Raw genomic sequence first — 19,299 nt, 5'->3', positions numbered from 1 at the left:
ATGCCAGTTCCCCGCGACGCGCGGTAGCCGCTTCAGGCGCCCATTTCCGCCATGCCCAGGAAGGGCAGACGGCTGTCCGCCCAGGGCCGGGTGCGCACCGCGTCGCGGATCCACGTGCCGTGGCGCCGCTCGTCCTCGCGGTGCTGCCGGATGAGGGCCTTCACCTCCGGCGACCACTCGAACTGGAGCGCCAGCTCATAGGCCCGGTCGAACAGCTCCTCGTTGCCCAGCATGGCCCACAGCGTGGCCTCCGTCCCCATCAGCCCCGTCATGGCCGTCAGGCCCTTCATCGCGGAGCCCTTCAGGTCCGGGCGCAGCGCCACCGGCTCACCGCCGAAGTGCTGGAGGAGCGTGTTGAGGTCCTGCACGTGGCGCAGGTGGTCCGCGCGGAAGCTGTTGAGGCGTTCGCGCACCAGGGCGGGCCTGATGCGGGCGATGGCCACGTCATACGCGCCCACCGCGTCGGCATCGAGCTGGGCCAGGCTGTGCAGGCGATCCACTTCGGACTTGTCTGCCATGGGTGCCTCCTTCAACCGGGTACGGCGAGTGCTCGGGCCCGAACAATGTGGGGATTCATCCTCCCGGTTCCAACCGCCCTCCCCGGCCCCAACCCTCCACCGCACGCAGGGCAGGCGGACGGCCTCCCTTCCCATCTCGCGTGTGGCCGAAGACGCGGACGCCGGGTCCGCGCGGAGCGCCTGCCCTCCTGGCTGCCCCCCAGGCGATGTGAGGAATTGCGCGCCCGCCTTCCTGTGCAGAGCGTTGGAAGGTGAAGAACTCCGACACCCAGAGACGGCTGCGCCGCTACCGGACGAAGCGCGACTTCCACCTCACGCCCGAACCGTCGCCGGACGTGAGGGCCCCGAAGTCGGGCGCGCCTGTCTTCGTCATCCACAAGCATGACGCCACGCGCCTGCACTACGACCTGCGCCTGGAGATTGGCGGCGTGCTGGTGAGCTGGGCCATTCCCAAGGGCCCCAGCCATGACCCGGCCGTGAAGCGGCTGGCGGTCCAGACAGAGGACCACCCGCGCTCCTACGCGGACTTCGAGGGCCACATCCCGGATGAGCAGTACGGCGGCGGGGATTCGCTGCTCTGGGAGTCCGGCACCTTCGAGGTCGTGCCTCCCGGAGACGCCGAGGCACAGTTGAAGCGCGGGCACCTGGAGGTCGTGCTGCACGGCGCGAAGCTCCAGGGGCGCTGGCACCTCATCCGCACGCGTCCGCGCGGCGGCAAGGCGCAGTGGCTCTTCTTCAAGGCGAAGGATGAGTACGCCAGGGCCGGCCATGACGTCACCGTGGAGCGCCCCGAGTCCGTGAAGAGCGGCCAGGTGGAGACGCGCGGGCCTCGCAAGCCCGGCGTGCCGCGGAACAAGAAGCCCGTGCGCAAGGTCGCGAGGAAGCCGGCCCGTCCTCCAGCCACGCCGGAGAAGCTGCTGGAGCGCGTGTGGCCGCCCATGCTGGCGCGGCTGGCCGTGTCCGACGAGGTGCACGACGAGACGCACGCCTACGAGGTGAAGTACGACGGCTTCCGCGCCGTGTGCGCGCTCACGCGCGGGAAGCTCGCCTTCCAGAGCCGCCGGGGCAACGACCTGTCGAGCCGCTTCGCCCGGCTCACCGCCGCGCTGCGCGAGCTGCCCGCGAAGGACGTCGCCGTGGACGGGGAGATCGTCGCGCTGGACGCGAAGGGCCGCTCGAGCTTCCAGAGCCTGCAGAACACGGAGGAAGGCGCCGAGCAGCGGTTCATGGTGTTCGACCTGCTGTGGCTGGACGGCGAGGACCTGCGCGCGCTCCCCTACGAGGAGCGCCGCGCGCGGCTGGAGAAACTCCTGGCCCATGTGGAGCCGCCGTTGCAGCTCTCCGAGAAGGTGGACCTGCCGCTGTCGCGCGCCCTGCTGGAGGCGCGGCGCAAGGGGTGGGAGGGCCTCATCGCCAAGCGCAAGGACTCGCCCTACACGGGCACGCGCTCCGGGGACTGGCTGAAGCTGAAGGTCATCGCGGGCCAGGAGGTCGTCATCCTGGGCTACCTGCCCATCAAGAACGAGCGGGCGAGGTCGGAGATTGGCGCGCTGCGCGTGGGCGTGCGGGGCAGGGACGGCTTCCACGACGTGGGCAAGGTGGGCACGGGCTACACGTCGAAGGACCGCCGCGAGCTGCGCTGGCTGCTGGACGCCACGCGCGTGAAGGAGCCCGCCGCGGTGGACGCGCCCGCGAACACGGACACCGTCTGGGTGAAGCCGAAGTACGTGGCCCAGGTGAACTTCACCGAATGGACGAAGGACGGCCGCCTGCGCCACCCCGTGTTCCAGGGCCTGCGCAGCGACAAGGCGCCGCGGGAGGTCGTGCGTGAACGCCCCGCCCCCATCGAAGGCGCCGCACGCCGGGGCTCGCGGCGCGCGCCGGCGCAGGCCGCCGCCCGCACCGCGAAGGCGCCCGCCCTGAAGACGCCGCGCGGGAAGTCCCGGGGCGCGCCGGAGGTGGCCCTCACGCACGGCGAGCGCGTGCTGTTCCCCGAGTCCGGCCTGACGAAGGCGGACGTGTTCGCGTACTACGAGCAGGTGGCGCCGCTGCTGCTGCCCGTGCTGGCGGACCGGCCCCTGGCCCACCAGCAGTGGCCCGCGGGCATCCAGGCCCCGGGCTTCTTCCGGCACGAGCTGTCCGGCATCCCGTCATGGGTGCCCACGCTGCGCGTGCGCCACGAGGGCAAGACGCTGCGCCACGTGAACGTGAAGGATGTGTCCGCGCTCCTGTGGCTCGCGAACCAGTCCGCGCTCACGCTGCACATGTGGCTGTCCCACGCGCCAAGGCTGGCGCAGCCGGACTTCGTGGTGTTCGACCTGGACCCCGGCGAGGGCGAATGGAAGGACGTGGTGAAGGTGGCCACCCTGCTGCACGCGCGGCTGGACGAGCTGGGGCTCAAGGCCTTCCCGAAGACGTCCGGCAAGCGCGGCCTGCACGTGCTGGTGCCGCTGGCGCCGGGCCACACCTACGCGCGCACCCAGGCCTTCGCGGACGCGCGGGCGCGGGAGCTGGAGGAGGAGCTGGGCGACATCGCCACCACGGAGCGCTCCATCCGCGAGCGCGGCGGGCGGCTCTACATCGACGCGGGGCAGAACGCGCGCGGCAAGACGGTGGTGGCGCCCTACTCCCTGCGCGCCGTGGAGGGTGCGCCCTTCTCCGCGCCGCTCGACTGGAGCGAGGTGAACGGCCGCCTGGACCCGCGGCGCTTCCGGCTGGAGACGCTGAAGAAGCGCCTGGACGCCGTGGGGGACCTGTTCGCGCCCGTGCTCCGGGTGAAGCAGGTGCTGCCAGACGTGTGAGCGTGCGGCTGACGCGCCGCGCCCTGAACGGATGTTTCCCGAAGGGGCGGCGCGTGCTAGTGCCGCGCCGCCATGTCGTCCGTGACCGTCGTGCCCCCGGCCGCGAAGCCCGCGCCGCGGTGGAAGGTGTCCCTCGCCTACGCCACCTGCTTCATCCTGTGGGGCTCCACGTGGGCCGCCGTGAAGGTGGGGCTGGAGGACCTGCCGCCCCTGCGCTTCGTGGGCACGCGCATGCTCGTGGCCGGGGTGGCGCTGTTGCCCTTCGCGCGCTCGCGCGGGACGGCGCTGGGGGGCGGCGTGGGGTGGCGCATCGCGGGGCTGGGCGTGCTCCAGTTGGCGGTGCCCTTCGGGCTGCTCTTCGTGGCGCAGCAGTGGATCCCCTCCAGTTGGTCCGCGCTGCTCTTCTCCACCTTCCCCGTGTGGCTGCTGCTGGTGGGGCGCGTGGTGTTCCCGGACCAGAAGCTCACCGGGCGCAAGCTCTTCGCGGCGGCGCTGGGCCTGACGGGCGTGGTGGCGCTCCAGCACCAGGAGCTGGTGTCGCTCAGCCTCTCCGGGCAGGTGGTGCTGGGCTGCGCGATGACGCTGTTCGCGGCGTCGGTGGTGGCGGTGGCCAACGTGCTGGTGCGCCGGCACATGACGCACGTGCCGCCGCACCTGCTGACGCTGGTGCAGACGTTGAGCAGCGCGGCGCTGCTGCTCTCCGCGTCCGCGATGCTGGAGTGGAACCAGCCGGCGCACTGGACGCCGAAGGCGATGGGCGCGCTCTTGTACCTGGCGCTCGGCGGGACGGTGCTCACCTACCAGTGCCTGTACTGGCTCCTGCCGCGCATCTCGCTGGCGGCGCTGGGCGCCATGGCGCTCCTGGACACGCTGGTGGCGGTGACGCTGGGCGTGGCGCTGCTGGGCGAGCCGCTCACGCCGTCGCTGCTCGCGGGCGGCGCGCTCATCCTCACGGCGGCGGCGCTCGCCAACCGCGACGAGGCCCCGGAGGCGAAGGCGCCTCCGGAAGCCCCGCCCGCGGGGTGAATCAGAACGGCAGCGGCAGCGCGTACGCCGTGCCGTTCTGCGTGCCGGTGCGGTAGCTCCTGGGCGCGCCGATGACGACCGACGGCGGCGAGCTCCCAGCCCCGGGGATCACGGCGATGGACTGGCCCAGGTAGGAGCGCTCCGCGCCGTCACCCACCACCAGCAGGAAGGGCGCCAGCGCGCCGGTGGACTTCGCGCCACCGGCGAAGAGGAACGCCGCGCCGTCGCCGTCCGAGGCCACCGACGCGTTGGGCGCGCCCACCCACAGGTCCGGCACGCCGTCGCCGTTGAGGTCCCTGCCGCCCGCCAGCGACGTGCCGAAGCTCACCGCGCGGGCGCGGTACGTCACGGGGATGGGCGTCAGCCCGTCGTTGATGGCGCCCACCACGGCCTCCCCGGAGGCCGGGCGCTTCGCGTTGATGGCGGCGACGTCGTAGAGCAGCACCGTGGGCTGGTTCACGCCCTCGAACAGGTAGTTGTTGGCCGTCACCGCGATGAAGTCGCGCGAGTCCCCCAGGAACCTCCCCGCGCGCGTGGTGGCCACGCCCAGGTTCATCAGCGCGATGGCCTTCTCCGGGTCGCCCGCGATGCGCACCATGGACGGCGTCGTGCGGCCACCGCACCGGGTGCCGCCCAGGTCGTAGCCATAGAGGATGACGATGCCGGAGCGGGTGTTGTCGTTGTAGCGCCACGCCACCTCATCGCACCCGTCCCCGTTCAGGTCGCCCAGCGCGGCGGGCGCGGACGTCTGCTGCCCGGCGGTCGCGGCGGAGAAGAAGGAGGAGTAGAGGGGGTCGCAGGCCAGCGTCATCTTCGCGAACGACGCGTCCTCGGGCGCGCGGCCCAGGAACAGCTCGAAGCCCCGGTCCCTCAGCACGCCCAGGTCCTGCCTGCCGTCGCCGTTGAAGTCGAAGCCGCCCACCACCCCGCGGCCGATGCTGGTGCGCTTGCACCGGGCCGCCGCGGCATCGTCGCAGCCGGTGACCACGGACGGCGCGAACACGCGGTAGGCCGGCTTGAAGGTGCCGTCCGCCTGCCCCACCGACACCAGCAGCCCGCCCAGCGACTGCGTGGCCGTGGTCATGCAGGCGTTGGCCACGTAGGGGTCGCGCTCCGCCGCGGCGGAGTTCGTGGCCGGGATGACGAGCCCCGTGGCGCCGGCCACCATGTCCGGCCGGCCGTCGCCGTTGAAGTCCGTGAACGCCACGTCCACGCCCACGTTGCGGCCGCCGTACCACGGCGAGCTGGCGCCCTCCCCCGACACGATGGCCTTCCCGGGCGCCGCGGTGTCGAAGGTGTACGCGCGGCCCACGGTCATGTCCGCGCCGTCGTTGTTCGGGCCCGGGCCGGAGAAGCCCGGCGAGCCCACCAGGGCCACCACCTTGTCGTTGAGGCGCGCGACCGCCACGGTCTCACCGAAGCGCTCCACGCTGGCCTTCGCCGTGACGTCCATCTCGCGGCGAGACCACTCCGCGAGGGTCGCGCCGGCCTTGGAGAAGACATCCACGCGGCCGGTGAAGGCCCCCGCCGCGGTGGTCGCGCGGCCGGAAAAGCCCGCCAGCACCGGACCGGACGGCAGGTTCCACGCCGCCAGCCCCGCGCCCAGCACCTCCGCCTTCGCCGCGCCGCCCAGCGCCGCGAGCGGCTTGTTCATCACCGTGTCCTTCGCCAGGCCGGTGAGCGGGAACACCAGCACCTTGCCCGCGTTGCCCAGCGTCGCCGAGCCCGCCGTCACCGCCGCGTACGGCGCGCCCAGGAGCAGCTCCGGCCCTGGCGTGCCGTCCACGTCCATCACCGCCCAGCTCCGGGTCGCGGTGATGCTGCGCGCGTCGCCATAGAAGCGCGCATAGGCGTTCGCCAGCGGCACCGTGGACGGGTTCACCATGGACGGGTCCGCCGCCAGCGTGGCGCCCCGCAGGTCGAACAGGTACGCGCCGCCCGCGTCCTGCGCCGCCGCCACGCCGCCCGACGTGCGCAGGTCCGGCGCGTCCGCCCGGTCCGCCATCACCAGGAGGAACGGGGGCCGGTTGCCCTCACCGGGGATGGCGCCCAGGCGGAAGGTGCCCTCGTTGGCCATCGTCTCCACGGCGGTGTTGGACACCAGCACGTACTGGTCCGGCACGGAGCGGTAGCGCGGCGCCGTGTCGCGCGCGAAGTACAGCGCCACGGCCATCTGCTGCCCGTTGGTGCTGCCGTCCGCGTTGAAGCGGGTCAGCCGGTTCAGCGCCGCCAGGTCCGGGCGGCCGTCGTCGTTGAGGTCCGCCACCACGAGCGCGCGGCCCAGCTCCGTGTTGCTCTTCAGGTCGAACGCGCCGTTGGCCTTCAGGTCCTGCCCGCCCAGGCGCACCGCCGGCAGGTCCGGGACGGGCTGCCCCTTGGTGAGGAGGAAGATGTCGATGACGCCGCGCCGGCTGATGCCGGACAGGGTGGACAGGTCCGCGCCGGGCGAGCCCACGAACAGGTCCATGTCCCCGTCGCCGTCCGCGTCCGCGATGGCCATGCCCGTGCCGAACCCGCCGCGGCCCAGGCCCGTGAGCGCGGGCCTCAGCAGCGCGGGCCCCTGGCCCGGCTTGAACGTGTAGAGGTACACCGCGCCCGAGTCACCGATGGTGACGTCCGCGGCCGGCGAGGACACCGCCAGGTCCGCGACCCCGTCGCCGTCCAGGTCCCCCGCGGCCAGCATGTCGCCGAAGAGCGCGCCCTCCGTCTCGCCCGTCAGCACCCAGGTGGGCTTCGCGGGCAGGCCGGAGGCGCTGCCCTTGTAGATGAACACCGCGCCGCCCGTGGGGCGCGACAGCTCGCTCTCGCGCTGGCCCACCGCCAGGTCCTGGATGCCGTCACCGTCGAGGTCCGCGGTCACCAGCGTGGCCACGTCCGACAGCTTGCCGTGCGCCAGCAGGGGCCGCGTCAGCTCGTCCAGCACGCGCACCGACACCGGGGCCACGTCGCCGGTGAAGGCGTCCTTCGCCTCCAGCACGACGGTGCCGGTGGCGCCCGCCTCCACCACGATGCGGCCGTTCACCACGGAGCCGGGGCCGGACTTCTTCGTCCACGTCACGCGGTCCGAGCCGCCCGCCGTGCCCAGCGGCGCGGACGAGCCCGACGGCACGCCCAGGTACTGCGGGTCGCCCACCAGCTTCGCGGCCTTGCTCACGGTGTACTGGAGCGACTCCGTGTCGCCGGACTTCGTGTCGCGCACCGTGATGACGTCCTGCGCCTCCACCTGCCCCGCCGTGTAGAGGCCCGTGTCGGTGAGCGTGGCGCCGGAGCCGTTGGTGGTGAGCGAGAAGGTCGCCGTGCCCACCAGCCCTTCGATGAGGATCTGGAAGGACGTGCCCGGCCGCAGCATCGCGCGCGCGGGCGCGACGCCGAACCGGGAGATGACCTTCACCCGCACGCTGGTGGCGCCGCCGCACTGCTCGTCCACCACCGTCAGCGTGGCCTCGCCGGGCGTGCCGCCCGCGATGAAGCGGTTGCCGCGCATGTCGCCGGAGGAGCCGCCGGCCTCCGCGCGGAAGGAGTAGTGGCCGCTGCCGCCACCGGCCGTCAGCGTGCTCACGTCGCCGGAGCGCACCGTCGTGGGCTCCGCCGACAGCGTCAGCGGGACCAGGCCATCACAGGGGCCCACGTAGGGAAGCTGCTCGGCGGGCTTCAGCTCGCCGTCACAGGCCAGGGTCAGCAGCGCGGCGAGGGGGGTCGCGCGGAGGAGACGTTTCATGGGGGGGGCCTCGGAGGGGGGCGCCCGTCCTCCTCCGGGAGGAAGGGAGGACGGGCGCATGCACTGACGAAGAAGCAGGCGGGGAGCAGGGACTTCAGGGCAGCGCGCCGGAGGACACCCAGCGCTGGATGAGGGCCAGGCCCTGCTGATCCAACGGCCCGTCCGCGGGCATGCGCAGGTCGCGCACCGCCGCGTTGATGAGCTGCGCGTTGGACTTCCACAGCTCGTAGGTGTTCAGCGGCCGGCCGGGGCTGGTGGTGTGGCACTTGGCGCAGCGGGCCTCGTGGATGGGCCGGATGTCCCGCGCCCAACTGGGGACCGTGGTGAGCGGCTGGTAGACGAAGGGCAGTTGCCGGCGCGCCTCCGAGCCGTCCTCGAAGCGGGACACGACGCTCAGCGTGTGGCCGCCCGGCGCCAGCGCGGAGAAGGAGAACGCCTTGAGCGTCTCGCCGTCCGCCTCCAGGCCGCCCATGCTGAACGCGGGCCCGGCGGCTTCGACCTCCTGGCCCTCCAGTTGGAAGTGGACGCTCTTCGGCGGGGTGCCCGGCGGCAGGCGGGCCTGGACCACCAGCCCGTCCTCCACCACCAACATGCCCTGGTGCATGCCCGTCACGCGCGGCGCCGGCGTCTGGCTGATGGCCAGCGACTGCTCGCCCACGCGCGCCCACGCGCAGCCGCTCTCGTCCGCGGCCAGCAGCACCACCGCGCCGGACGGCAGCCCCTCCGCGGAGCCCCAGACCTTCGCGTCCGCGTCGTAGGTGAAGAGCCGGTCCCCGGCGCGCGCCCAGAGGTAGCGCCCCGCGCCCAGGAGCTGCTCGGGCAGGGCCGGCAGCGACACCGTGCTCCAGCCGTCCGTGTTCCGGCGCAAGAGGCGGGTGCTGGTGAGCACCCAGACCTCCCCCGCCACGCCCGTGCCCGCGCCCAGCCCCGCGAGCGCGCGCACCGTCTCACCTCCGGCGAGCGGCGCGTCCGTGCCGCGCACCTGGTAGACGCCCGGCGCGGACGCCACCACCACGTTCAGCTTGCCCTCGCGCGCGAACCACAGGCCCGCGAGGCCGTCCTCCGCGGGCGCGGCCGTCATGGCGGTGATGCCGGTGAGCGGCTGCCCGGACAGCTTCAGCGACGCGAGCACGCCGCCCTGAAGCTGGAACAGGCCCTTGGGGTGGGCGAGCCACGCGGCGCCGTCCGCGGTCTGCGCGGTGGCGACGATGCCGGTGCCCAGCACCTCCTGCCACAGCGGTTCGATGAGCCAGCCCTGGTCCGCGAGGAACAGGCCGCGGTCCGTCTCCACCAGGGCGCTGTGCGGCCCCAGGCGGAAGGTGGCGCGCACGGCGCCCAACGCCGCCGTGTTCCGCGGGTGGGCGGCGAGCGCGGCCTGGGTGCCATCCAGCCGCAGGCGCACGGCCTCGCCCGTCGCGGTGGCGAAGATGCCGCCGCCGGACTGGTCCGCGAAGCCGGGCACCGCGGCCAGGGACTGCGCCGTGGAGACCCGGGTGGCCGTGAAGACCGCGGGCTTCGCCGGGTCGCTGCCCGGCGGTGCGTCCTCGCCGCACGCGGCGGACAGCACCGCGGACATCAGCAGGAGCGAGGTGGGGAGGAAACGCGCCACGGCGGGGGAACCGGGGCGCGGACGGGGACGCATGAGGGGAGTGCTCATCAAGGTTCAGGCAAGGATGAACCGCAGCGGGTCCACCCGCGTGATGCTGTAGTCCAGCTTCGCCGAGGCCAGCACCGTGGCGATGATGTGCTCGGGGAAGATGTTGGAGCCGTTCGGGTCGTTGGCGCCCGTGCGCAGGTCCACCAGGCCCGGCGACATGCCGATGTCACCGCTGCGGCCCACCACCTGGTTGTGCTTGATTCCCGCGCCCATCAGCAGGCAGCTATTGGACAGGTGGTGGTCGCGGCCGCCCGTGGCGTTGATGGTGGGCGTGCGGGCGAACTCGCTGAACACCAGGATGGTGGTGTGGTCCATGAAGTTGCCGCCGCCCGGGTGCGCGGTGGAGCGCAGGTCCGTCACCAGCAGGTTCAGCGCGTTGAAGCCCGCGCGCTGGTTGGTCGCGTGCGTCTGCTGCGTGCCGAAGTGGGTGTCCAGGCCGCCGGCCAGGTTGATGGACACGCACTGGCTGATGCCCTTCTTCAGGGCGGTGGCCACCATGGCGGCGCGGCCCGCGGCGCTGTTGTACGGGTAGGCCTGGTTGTTGAGCCCGTAGAAGTCGCGCACGGACTGGTTGGCCGCCAACTGGAAGCGGAACGAGTCCGACAGCTTGTTCTCCATCACCGTCTGCATCTGGCCGCGGCTGCTCTCATAGGCGCTGCCCACGCCCCGCGCGGTGAGCGCCTGCTCCTCGCAGGTGATGGGCTGGCCGTTGAGGTCGATGAGGCTCTTCTCGATTTCGCTGTCCAACTGGCGCGACGCCACCGGCGGGTCCAGCGTGAGCACCAGGTCCGCCAGGCCGCTGACGCGCAGCGCGTTGGCGTAGCCGCCGTAGCGGTCGTTGTAGGACTCCACGCCCTGGGCGATGGACGGGATGGGCACCGTGGGCTTCATCTGGCCCACGATCTCCGTGGCGGTGGAGGAGCCGCGCGCCGCGCTGCCGATGGGCATCTTCCCGGTGAGGAAGTAGCGGTAGCCCACCTCGTGGGTGAGCGTGCTCATGTTGATGCCGCGCACCACCGTCATCAGGTCGTAGTGGTCCGACAGGTTGGCCACGCGCGGGTCGCCGATGGCCGGCCCGAACGCGATGTTGGACGGGCCCGCCCCCGCCCGCTCCTTGGGGATGACGGGGGTCTGCGCGAAGGCCCCGTCGGTGAGCAGGCTGTAGCCCGGCATGATGCGCGTCTCGGAGACGCGGTCGGCGGTGAAGACCGCCGGGTCGCGCGGGTCGAACGCGAGCAGTTGGTCCCACCCTCCGCTGAAATAGACGAAGACGAAGCAGCGGTCGGGCGGGGCCAGGTTCGTGGCCTGGGCCACGGCCTTGAAGGGGATGCCGCCCAGCAGCAGGGAGCCCATGAAGCCGGCTCCGGCCTTGAGGAAGGTGCGGCGCTCGGGGCAGCAGAGGTCGTCTTGGCGTGTCTTCTTCATCGCAGGCACCGTCAAGGTCAGTAGGTGATGAAGCGCGAGTCCGTCAGCATGGCGATGCAGACCACCGCCAGCGCCTGGTCGCGCTTCTTGAGGGTTTCGGCCCGGGCGGCGGCCTTGCGGAAGAACGTCGCGTAGCGCGTGAGCTCCTCACCGGAGAGCGGCGCGCCCCAGAACCGGGTGGAGAGGTACACGAGCGTCTCGTCCACCTGCGCGTCCGTGAGCTTCGTCAGGTCGCTCATGGGCGAGGGCAGCGTGCGGCCCAGGGTGCGCAGGCTCACGTCCGCCTGCGCGATGTCCTTCTGCGCCTGGGCGATGCAGACCTTGCGCGCGCCGTCATCCAGGAAGCGGGCGAAGACGAGGTTGGGCTCCGTGTTCTCGGAGGTGACGAGCGCGTAGTCCGCGCGGCCCAGCGACTGGGCGCGCGACTCCAGCTCGTCCCACTCCATGCCCACGGCGACGCGGATGGACTCCTTGAGCTGCGCGACGGTGAGGCGGCGGGGCGCGCGGCCCACGCTGCCGCCCTGGGCCTCCGGGTCCGGCAGCGGGTCGATGGGGGCCGAGTCCCCGTGCGGGTTGGGCACGGGGTCCAGTTGGGCGTCCAGCGGGACGGGCTTGGCGGGGACGTCCACGGAGCCCTGCGTGCAGCCCGTGGCGAGCGCGAGCAGCGCGGTCAGCAGAAGGCGGCGCATCAGTCGATCCTCCGGTACGCGTCGGACATCACCACCTGCTCGATGAGGCCCTTGAGGCTGTGGTTGTTCTTGGCGAAGTCCTGCGAGAGCCGCTGCAGGTACAGGCGCTGCTCCTCGGCCGTCATCGCGCGGCCCAGGAACTCGTTCCAGACGCGCTTGACGGTGCAGCGCTCCAGGTCGCCCGTCTCCATCATGCGCTTGACCAGCGCCTGGGGGCCGCCCTCGATGTTCTTCTCCTCGTCCGCGTTGCGGTAGAGGTAGGTCTTCAAGAGGCCCAGCGAGTTGGCGCCGTCGCCGTCGAAGGCCTGCATCACGTACTGGCTGCACTCGCCGTCGCAGTTGGTGTTCCCGGCGAGGGCGCAGTCGCGGCACTTCACGTCCAGGCGGGGGAACTGCTCCGGGGACAGGAACAGCGCGGAGCGCTCCGCGTAGCGGCCCCAGTGCGCGCCCGTGGGCTCGATGGTGGCGTGGCAGTAGTTGCAGCCGCAGCGCTTGGCCAGGTTGTTCTCGCGGTTGCAGGCGTCGTCCGGGGGCGGCAGGGACGCGTCCGCGGCCGGGGCGAAGTGCTTGCAGAGGAACGCCTCGTAGAACTCGTTCACGCGGGCGCGCTGCGTGGGGAAGCGGTAGAGGAACGCGGGCGTGGTGAGCACGCCGGAGTGGGTGCCGTCACGCACGTACTCGCTCCACTGGGTGGCGTTCGCGTACGTCACGGCGGGCAGCGTGGCCGCGTCCGCCGGGGACTTGATGCTGAAGACGCCCGCGCCCTGGCGCTGCCGGTAGAACTCCGACAGCGTGCCGTTCACGAAGGAGCGGCGGGTGGTGAGGATGTTGAAGTAGGGCTCGTCGTTCCGCACCACGGAGTCCGTGATGTAGAGCGGCTCCTCGTTGAAGGCGGCGACGCGCGCGGTGTGCACGTCCGTGATTTCGCAGCGGCGCATCTTGTCGCCGCAGCCGCAGCTCCGGTCGCCGTTGAAGCGCGCCGTCTCACAGGACTCGCCCGTGTACGGGTTCGCCGCGCGGTCCTGCGCCTCCACGGCGCACACCTTCACGGTCTCCGTGGTGGTGGACCAGTAGGGCTGCACCGTGGTGGTGACATAGCCGTCGCGCTGCACGCAGCCGCGCTGCGCCGCCCAGACGCCGTCCCGGAGCGGGTTGCCGTTGACGTCCTTCTTGATGTCGAACCCGCAGCGGTCCAGCCGCTTCAGGCTCGCGGTCTGGTCCGGGTTCACCCAGGCCGTGATGACGCCCGTGGCCGGCGACGCCACCAGCACGTTGGTGGTGTTCTTGTTCGGGTCCGGCAGGCAGAGGTAGCCCACGGACTTGCCCGCGGAGGCCAGGTAGCGGTTGTCACAGAAGTTCACGTACTTGCCGTACGTCGCGTCGGCCTTCAGCGCGTTGCAGTCCGCGAACTTCAGCTCCGGGGACGTGGAGGCCACGTCCAACTGGCGGCACTGGTAGAAGTTCGTGTCGTAGTCGTAGCTGACCGGCAGCGGGATGCCCTGCGCGTCGCGGCAGGCGGGGGCCGTGGAGTTGTCCTGGTGCGGGTCCTGCGGGTTCGCCTTGCAGGCGTCCTGCAGAATCTCCCCGTCGCAGCGCTGGCTCTGGCCGCCGCGCAGGCTGTTGGAGTTGTTGCCCGCGAAGCTCAGCGGCGTGCCGGACACGCGGTAGTCGCCGTTGCCCTGCACGCTGCCGCTGATGTTCGAGCGCAGCAGCGCGCGGTGGTAGTTGCGCATCCGCGCGTAGAAGGACTCGTCCTTCATCATCGCGCGGACGTCCTCCGCCGTGACGGAGCCCTTGGCCTGGAACGCCTTGTACTCCTCCATGGTCGGAGGGCGTCCCAGCAAGTCGAGAGAAAGCTGTCTGAGATGCCGCTCCAGTGGAACTTTCGCCACGGGCGCGCACACCGCTTCTTCAGCGGCCGCGGGCAGGGCGAACAGGAGGGCGGCGCTCGCCAGGGGGGCAAGGCAACGCACGCTGAACACGGGGAACCTCCGAGAGGGGGGGTCGGGGGTGACGCAGTGGACCGAAGTATGAAGGAATTTCCGGTTTGAGATCCAGTTGGGCTAACCGATTCCATTCAACCGACATGTAGGCAGCAGCGGGATGCGGCTGAGAGGGCCTGTTGCAAGCGGGACCTGACGCGGGCCACAAGGGGGGCATGTCCAACGCCGCCTCCGGGGTCTCCCCGTCGTCTCCGTCCGCCAACGACCGCTCCTTCTTCATCGCGATCGGCGTGGTGTCCGCCGGCGCGCTGGCGCTGCTGGCGTGGCTGCTGCTCATCCGGCGCGGAGGCGCGGGGATGGGCGTGGACCTGCGCTTCATGCCGGCGGTGAACGCGGGGCTCAACGCGACGGCGGCGGCGCTGCTGCTGGGCGGGTGGGTGGCCATCAAGCGCGGCGCGCGCAAGGCGCACCAGAACCTGATGGTGAGCGCGTTCATCGCGTCCGCGCTGTTCCTGGTGGGCTACCTCGCCTACCACTTCGTGCACGGGGACACGCGCTACGTGGGGGACTTCCGCGGGCTGTACCTGACGCTGCTGGCCAGCCACGTGCTGCTGTCCATGCCGGTGCTGCCCATGGCGCTGGTGGCCTTCTACTTCTCCTGGCGGCAGCAGTTCGCCCGGCACCGCAAGGTGACGCGGTGGCTGGCGCCCATCTGGCTCTACGTGTCGGTGACGGGCGTGGTGGTGTTCTTCATGCTGCGCGGCGGCGTGCCCGCGGTGTCCTGAGGCGCCGCGCTACGGCGCGGTGTACTCGGGCGTGGCGTGCGCGGGCCCCGCGGAGAGGGCGATGCCCCGGGGCAGGCGCACGGTGAAGGTGGAGCCCTGCCCCTCCACGCTGCGCACGGCGAGCGTGCCGCCGTGCAGCTCCACCATGCGGCGCGCGCTGGCCAGGCCCACGCCGCTGCCGGACACGTCCCGGGACACGTTGCGCCCGCGGTGGAAGCGCTCGAAGACGAAGGGCAGGTCCTCCGCCGGGATGCCGATGCCCTGGTCCGTCACGGAGAGCAGCACGAACTGCTGCGTCTGCTCCTCCTCCACCGTCAGGTGGACGGTGACGGTGGAGCCCGCGGCGCTGTACTTCACCGCGTTGCCCATCAGGTTCTCCAGCACGCGCTCCAGGGCGTGCGCGTCCCAGTCGCCGGTGAAGTCGCGCCCCTCCGGCACCTCCAGGACGAAGTGGTGGCGGGACGCGTTGGCCTCCAGCTCGCGCACCTTGCCGCGCGCCATGGCCAGCAGGTCCATGGGCTCGCGCTTGAGCGGGCGCTCCTGGCCGCGCGTCACCTCCAGGAAGTGGTCGATGAGCTCGCCCATGCGGTGCGCCGCGCGCACGATGTGGCCCAGGCGCGTCTCCAGCGAGGGCGTCATCGCGGCGGCGGGAATCTGCCGGCGCAGCACCTGGGCGTTGAGCGTCATGATTTGAAGCGGGCCCTTGAGGTCGTGCGTCGCCAGCGAGAAGAGCTCGTCGCGCACGGCCAGCGCCTCGCGGGCGGCGGCCTCGGCGCGCTCGGCGCGCAGGCGGCGCTCCTCCAGCTCGCGCGTCATCAGCACCGTGTCCACGGCGGCGCGCAGGCTGAGGCGCAGGCGCTCCGGGCTGAAGGCCTCCTTCACCAGGTAGTCCTGGGCGCCGGCCTTCATGGCCTCCACCGCCACGCGCTCGTTGCCGCTGCCGGTGAGCACCACCACGGCGGGCACCCGGGGCAGGCCCAGCTCCGCGAGCCTGCGCAGCAGGGTGACGCCGTTCATGCCGGGCAGGTGGTAGTCGAGCAGCATCGCGTCCACCGCGTTGGCGGACAGGTACGCCAGCGCGTCCTCCGCGGAGGACACCGGCACCACCTCCCACCGCATCTCCGGGTCCTTCGCCAGCGCGCGGCTGACCGCGAGGCGGTCCGCCATGCCGTCATCCACCAGCAGCACGCGCAGGCTCATGTCTCGGGCTCCTGGGGCTCGGGCAGGCGCGCGGCCTTGAACCAGAAGGCGTGGAGCGCCTCCGCGGTGGCCTGGAGCTGGGGGCCGACCTCCGGCTTGAAGAGGTAGCTGTTGGCGCCGTCCGCGTAGGCGCCGTCCACGTCCCTCGACTCCACGGAGGAGGAGAAGATGATGACGGGGATGGAGCGCAGGACCGGATCCGCCTTCAGCGTGGAGAGCACCTCGCGCCCGCTGATGCCGGGCATGTGCAGGTCCAGCAGGATGAGCACCGGGCGCTCCGCCTCCGCGTGGGCCCCGCGCCGGAAGAGGTAGTCCAGGGCGTCCTCGCCGTCGCGCACGCGCACCACCGGCACGGGCAGGGGCAGCCGCTTCGCGATGCGCATCAGCGCCTCCGCGTCCGGGTCACTGTCCTCCACCAGCAGCAGCGGCTTCATGAACGCGGTCCCTCGCCCAGCGTGAAATAGAAGGTGGAGCCCCGCCCCGGCGCGGACTCCACCCAGAGCGCGCCGCCATGCAGCGTCACCAGCCGGCGCGCGATGGCCAGCCCCGCCCCCGAGCCGCCGCCATAGGCCTGCGCGGGATGCAGGCGGCGGAACAGCTCGAAGATGGCTTCGTGGAACTGCGGCGCGATGCCGATGCCCGGGTCCTTCACGTAGAAAAGGTAGGACGCGCCGACGTGCCGCGCCGCCTCCGGGCGTGCTTCCCCGGGCCCCACGAAGCCCACCTCCACCCAGCGAGGCTCGGCCGTCTGGTACTTGGCCGCGTTGCTGATGAGGTTGGCCCACACCTGGCGGATGCGGACGGCGTCACACGCCACCGTGGGCAGCCGGCGGGGCAGGCGGACCTCCACCCTGCCCTCCTCCAGCCGCGCGCCCAGCGTCTTGAGCACGTCCTCCACCAGCGCCTGCTGATCCGTCCGCTCCCACGACAGCTCCAGCCGGCCCAGGCGGCTGTACTCGAAGAGGTTGTCGAGCAGCTCCTGCGTGCGCTTCGCCAGCCACGCCAGGGCCTCCAGTTGCTGGCGCCCGTCCGCGCCCAGCGCGGGGCCGAAGTCCTCCTGGAGGAAGGAGCTGTACTGGAGGATGCCGCGCAGGGGCTCCTTGAGGTCGTGCGCCACGGTGCCGCCGAACGCGTCCAGCTCCGCGTTGGAGCGGGCCAGCTCCCGCGACAGCCGGGCCAGCTCCTCCGCGTGCCGCAGCACCACGCCCACCAGCGCGCCCCGGAGCGCGCGCGCCGCCTCCAGGTCCTGCGCGGACCACGGGGTGGAGGCGCCCCTCCTCTCCTCGCGCCACACGTCGAAGGAGGCGCGGGGGCGCAGCCGCGCATGGCCCGGCTCCGCACGCACGGGCTTGTTCGGGTTGCCGGCCCACGCCACGGTGCGCGCCACCTCCGGGCGGAACCACAGCGCGAAGTGCGGCACGGCGGGGTCCAGCCGCACCGCCAGCAGGCCCGCGGCCACGTCCGCGCGCGAGGCCAGCGGCGGGTACACGTCCCCCAGCCGGTCCACGTGGAAGGTGTCATCCGGCAGCTCGCGCGCCGCGAGCCACGCCACCAGGGCGCGCACCTCCTCCGCGGACGGCGTGGTGCCGAGCAAGAGGGGCGACGCCGCCGAGCCCGCGCTCGCGCCCAGCATCAGCGCCACGCCGTGCGAACCCGTGAGCTCCATCAGGAGCGGGGCCTGCGCCTCCAGCGCCTTCGCGGGGCTGCGCTCGCCCAGGTTCGGGACGACCAGCGCGTTGAGCAGCGACGCGCGGCGCGCCTGGGCGGCGGACTCCAGGCTCCGCTCCTCCGCGGAGAGCTGGAGCGACAGCAGCCGCGCCAGCACCTCGCACGCCTGCCGCCGCGCGGCGGACACCGCGCGGGGCGACAGGTGGTGGCAGGCCATGAGCCCCCAGAGCTGCCCGTCCTTCAGGAGCGACACGCTGAAGGACGCGCCCACGCCCATGTTGCGCAGGTACTCCAGGTGGACCTCCGACACGCTCCGGAGCGCGGCGCCGGAGAGGTCCAACGGGCGCAGGGTGCCGGGCAGCACCGGCGGCACCAGCCCCACGACCTGCGCGTCCACGTCCGCGACGAGGCGCACGGGGTTGCGCGTGTAGAGGGCGCGCGCCTGCGCGGGGATGTCGCTCGCCGGGTAGTGCAGGCCCAGGAAGGAGTCCACGCCCCCCCGCACGCTCTCCGCCACGACCTCGCCGTGGAAGTCCGCGTGGAAGCGGTAGACCATCACCCGGTCGTAGCCGATGAGTTCCCGCACCGCTTCCGCGGCCTCCTGGAGCAGCGCGGCCGTGCCCTTCGCGCGCCCCAGCGGCGACACCAGCCGCTGCACCGCGCCCAGCGCGGTCTCCTCCGCGCCCGCGTCCTCGTCCGTCAGCGGCTCCAGCTCCAGCACGCGCAGGCCGTCGCTGTCGTGCAGGAGCGCGGAGCAGCGCTGGCCGGACACCTCCACGGTGACGGGCCCGGGCCCCGGCCCCGCCTCCACGCGCGCGAGCAGCCCGCGCGGAAGCACGCCGGACAGGGGCCTGCCCAGCAGCGCGTCCGGCCCGGCGCCGAGCAGCGCCTGGACGTTCGCGCTCACGACCGCGATGGCCTCCGTGTCCGGGTGGAAGGCGACGAGCACGCCCCGGGGCTGCACGCCGCCCAGCAGGTGGATGGGCTCGCGGTCACAGACGCTGAGGTCGGCATCAGAGACGGACGGGGACATCGTGCTCCCGCTTCAACCAGGCGGCGAAGGTGTCGAAGGTGTCCCGGGCCCCCTGCACGACGGCCGCGTCGAAGGACTCGGACGCCGCCCGCGCGGAGGCCCGGGTGAGCGCTTCACCGAACGCGCGCCACATGGGGCCCACCTGGTCTCCGTAGGCCCGGAAGAAGGCGAAGGTCCCCACGCGCGCGTCCGCCCCGAAGTGGCGCGTCAGGTGGCGCAGGAGGAGCTGGCCCCCCAGCGTGGAGCCCTCCAGCACGTACGCGCAGCCCAGCGCCTCCGCCAGCCCCGGCAGCGCCGGCAGCGAGGAGGCGCGCGGCAGCCGCGCGAGCGAGGCCGTGTCATGCCCCATGGCGCGCAGGTCCGCCTCCAGCAGCGGCGTCTTCCAGCGCGCCTCCCAATCCAGCGCCGGCTCCAGGGCCGTGAGGGGCGCGGCGAGCAGCGCCTCCAGCGGCGCGTAGAGCCCGTGGAAGGCCTCCAACTGGCGCTGGTAGCCCGCGGGCGTCAGGTCCGCGTCCATCAGACGCACCACGCCCTCCGTGCGCTCATGGTGAGGGCGCGTCTCCGTCTTCAGCCGCTGAAGCAGTTCCAAGTTGCCTTGAGGATGGGAAGCGTCCCGGCGGCTGAAAAGAACCAATTGCGCTGAATGTTGGCCGTTCATCGCAGATGAATGTTGGCCGCTCATCCCTGCACGCGGCGCGGGCCGTACGGAGCGTGAGGTTTCACGGAGAGCCTGTTTCCCCGGCACCACTGCACGCGGTGACTCGACCCCCTGAGTCACCCTGTCTTTACGGGCCGCGACACGCCGCGTTAGCCTGGATGCTCAACAGCTTGGCTTC

At 72.4% G+C, this 19,299-nt stretch carries 13 protein-coding genes; 3 read left to right on the top strand and 10 right to left on the bottom strand.

Annotated elements, in window-relative coordinates; all coding sequences use genetic code 11:
* Positions 1-32: 32 nt before the first annotated feature.
* Entirely contained in the window at positions 33-518 is a 486-nt protein-coding gene (locus K8612_RS15035) for a DUF2383 domain-containing protein (RefSeq protein ID WP_223740743.1), read from the bottom strand.
* 251 nt (positions 519-769) lie between these two features.
* Here K8612_RS15035 and ligD point away from each other — a divergent pair, with 251 nt between their 5' ends.
* Together ligD and K8612_RS15025 are read left to right on the top strand one after the other, a co-directional pair.
* Positions 770-3,319: a DNA ligase D gene (gene ligD / locus K8612_RS15030; RefSeq protein WP_223762761.1), complete on the top strand. Its 2,550-nt coding sequence runs from the start codon at positions 770-772 to the stop codon at positions 3,317-3,319.
* Positions 3,320-3,391: 72 nt separating this feature from the next.
* On the top strand, positions 3,392-4,345 hold the full coding sequence (locus K8612_RS15025) for a DMT family transporter (protein ID WP_223762760.1): 954 nt from the start codon (positions 3,392-3,394) through the stop codon (positions 4,343-4,345).
* 1 nt (position 4,346) lies between these two features.
* Here K8612_RS15025 and K8612_RS15020 read toward each other — a convergent pair whose 3' ends face one another.
* From K8612_RS15020 to K8612_RS15000, 5 genes are all read right to left on the bottom strand, one after another.
* Positions 4,347-8,063: a VCBS repeat-containing protein gene (locus K8612_RS15020; protein ID WP_223762759.1), complete on the bottom strand. Its 3,717-nt coding sequence runs from the start codon at positions 8,061-8,063 to the stop codon at positions 4,347-4,349.
* 94 nt (positions 8,064-8,157) lie between these two features.
* The gene (locus K8612_RS15015) at positions 8,158-9,672 is read right to left on the bottom strand and encodes a hypothetical protein (protein ID WP_373692105.1); all 1,515 of its coding nucleotides are present in this window, start codon (positions 9,670-9,672) and stop codon (positions 8,158-8,160) included.
* Positions 9,673-9,726: 54 nt separating this feature from the next.
* Positions 9,727-11,145: a DUF1501 domain-containing protein gene (locus K8612_RS15010; protein ID WP_223762757.1), complete on the bottom strand. Its 1,419-nt coding sequence runs from the start codon at positions 11,143-11,145 to the stop codon at positions 9,727-9,729.
* A 17-nt stretch (positions 11,146-11,162) separates the two neighbouring features.
* On the bottom strand, positions 11,163-11,834 hold the full coding sequence (locus K8612_RS15005) for a hypothetical protein (protein WP_223740749.1): 672 nt from the start codon (positions 11,832-11,834) through the stop codon (positions 11,163-11,165).
* Positions 11,834-13,657 carry a DUF1585 domain-containing protein gene (locus K8612_RS15000; protein WP_223762756.1) on the bottom strand — a complete coding sequence of 608 codons (1,824 nt, stop codon included), beginning with the start codon at positions 13,655-13,657 and terminating at the stop codon, positions 11,834-11,836. The genes K8612_RS15005 and K8612_RS15000 overlap by 1 nt, the downstream gene beginning before the upstream one ends.
* 335 nt (positions 13,658-13,992) lie before the next feature.
* On the opposite strand from K8612_RS15000, the gene K8612_RS14995 reads away from it, so the two are divergent.
* A complete protein-coding gene (locus K8612_RS14995) occupies positions 13,993-14,562 on the top strand; it encodes a DUF420 domain-containing protein (protein ID WP_223762755.1) in 570 nt (189 codons plus the stop codon).
* A gap of 9 nt (positions 14,563-14,571) precedes the next feature.
* Here the strand turns inward: K8612_RS14995 and K8612_RS14990 are convergent, their stop codons facing one another.
* Genes K8612_RS14990 through K8612_RS14975 form a run of 4 tightly spaced genes read right to left on the bottom strand, consistent with a single transcriptional unit; the run spans position 14,572 to position 19,052 of the window.
* Positions 14,572-15,762, bottom strand: a complete 1,191-nt coding sequence (locus tag K8612_RS14990) for a hybrid sensor histidine kinase/response regulator (protein WP_223762754.1) — start codon at positions 15,760-15,762, stop codon at positions 14,572-14,574.
* Positions 15,759-16,196: a response regulator gene (locus K8612_RS14985; RefSeq protein WP_223740753.1), complete on the bottom strand. Its 438-nt coding sequence runs from the start codon at positions 16,194-16,196 to the stop codon at positions 15,759-15,761. The genes K8612_RS14990 and K8612_RS14985 overlap by 4 nt, the downstream gene beginning before the upstream one ends.
* Positions 16,193-18,463, bottom strand: a complete 2,271-nt coding sequence (locus tag K8612_RS14980) for an ATP-binding protein (RefSeq protein WP_223762753.1) — start codon at positions 18,461-18,463, stop codon at positions 16,193-16,195. The genes K8612_RS14985 and K8612_RS14980 overlap by 4 nt, the downstream gene beginning before the upstream one ends.
* Positions 18,444-19,052, bottom strand: a complete 609-nt coding sequence (locus K8612_RS14975) for a biliverdin-producing heme oxygenase (protein WP_223762752.1) — start codon at positions 19,050-19,052, stop codon at positions 18,444-18,446. Before K8612_RS14975 ends, K8612_RS14980 begins: the two co-directional genes overlap by 20 nt.
* Positions 19,053-19,299: the final 247 nt, after the last annotated feature.

This window comes from Corallococcus sp. AS-1-6, from assembly GCF_020037015.1.
Classification (GTDB): domain Bacteria; phylum Myxococcota; class Myxococcia; order Myxococcales; family Myxococcaceae; genus Corallococcus.
Note: the sequence above shows the minus strand (reverse complement) of the source record. Positions and strands in the feature narration are given on the sequence as shown.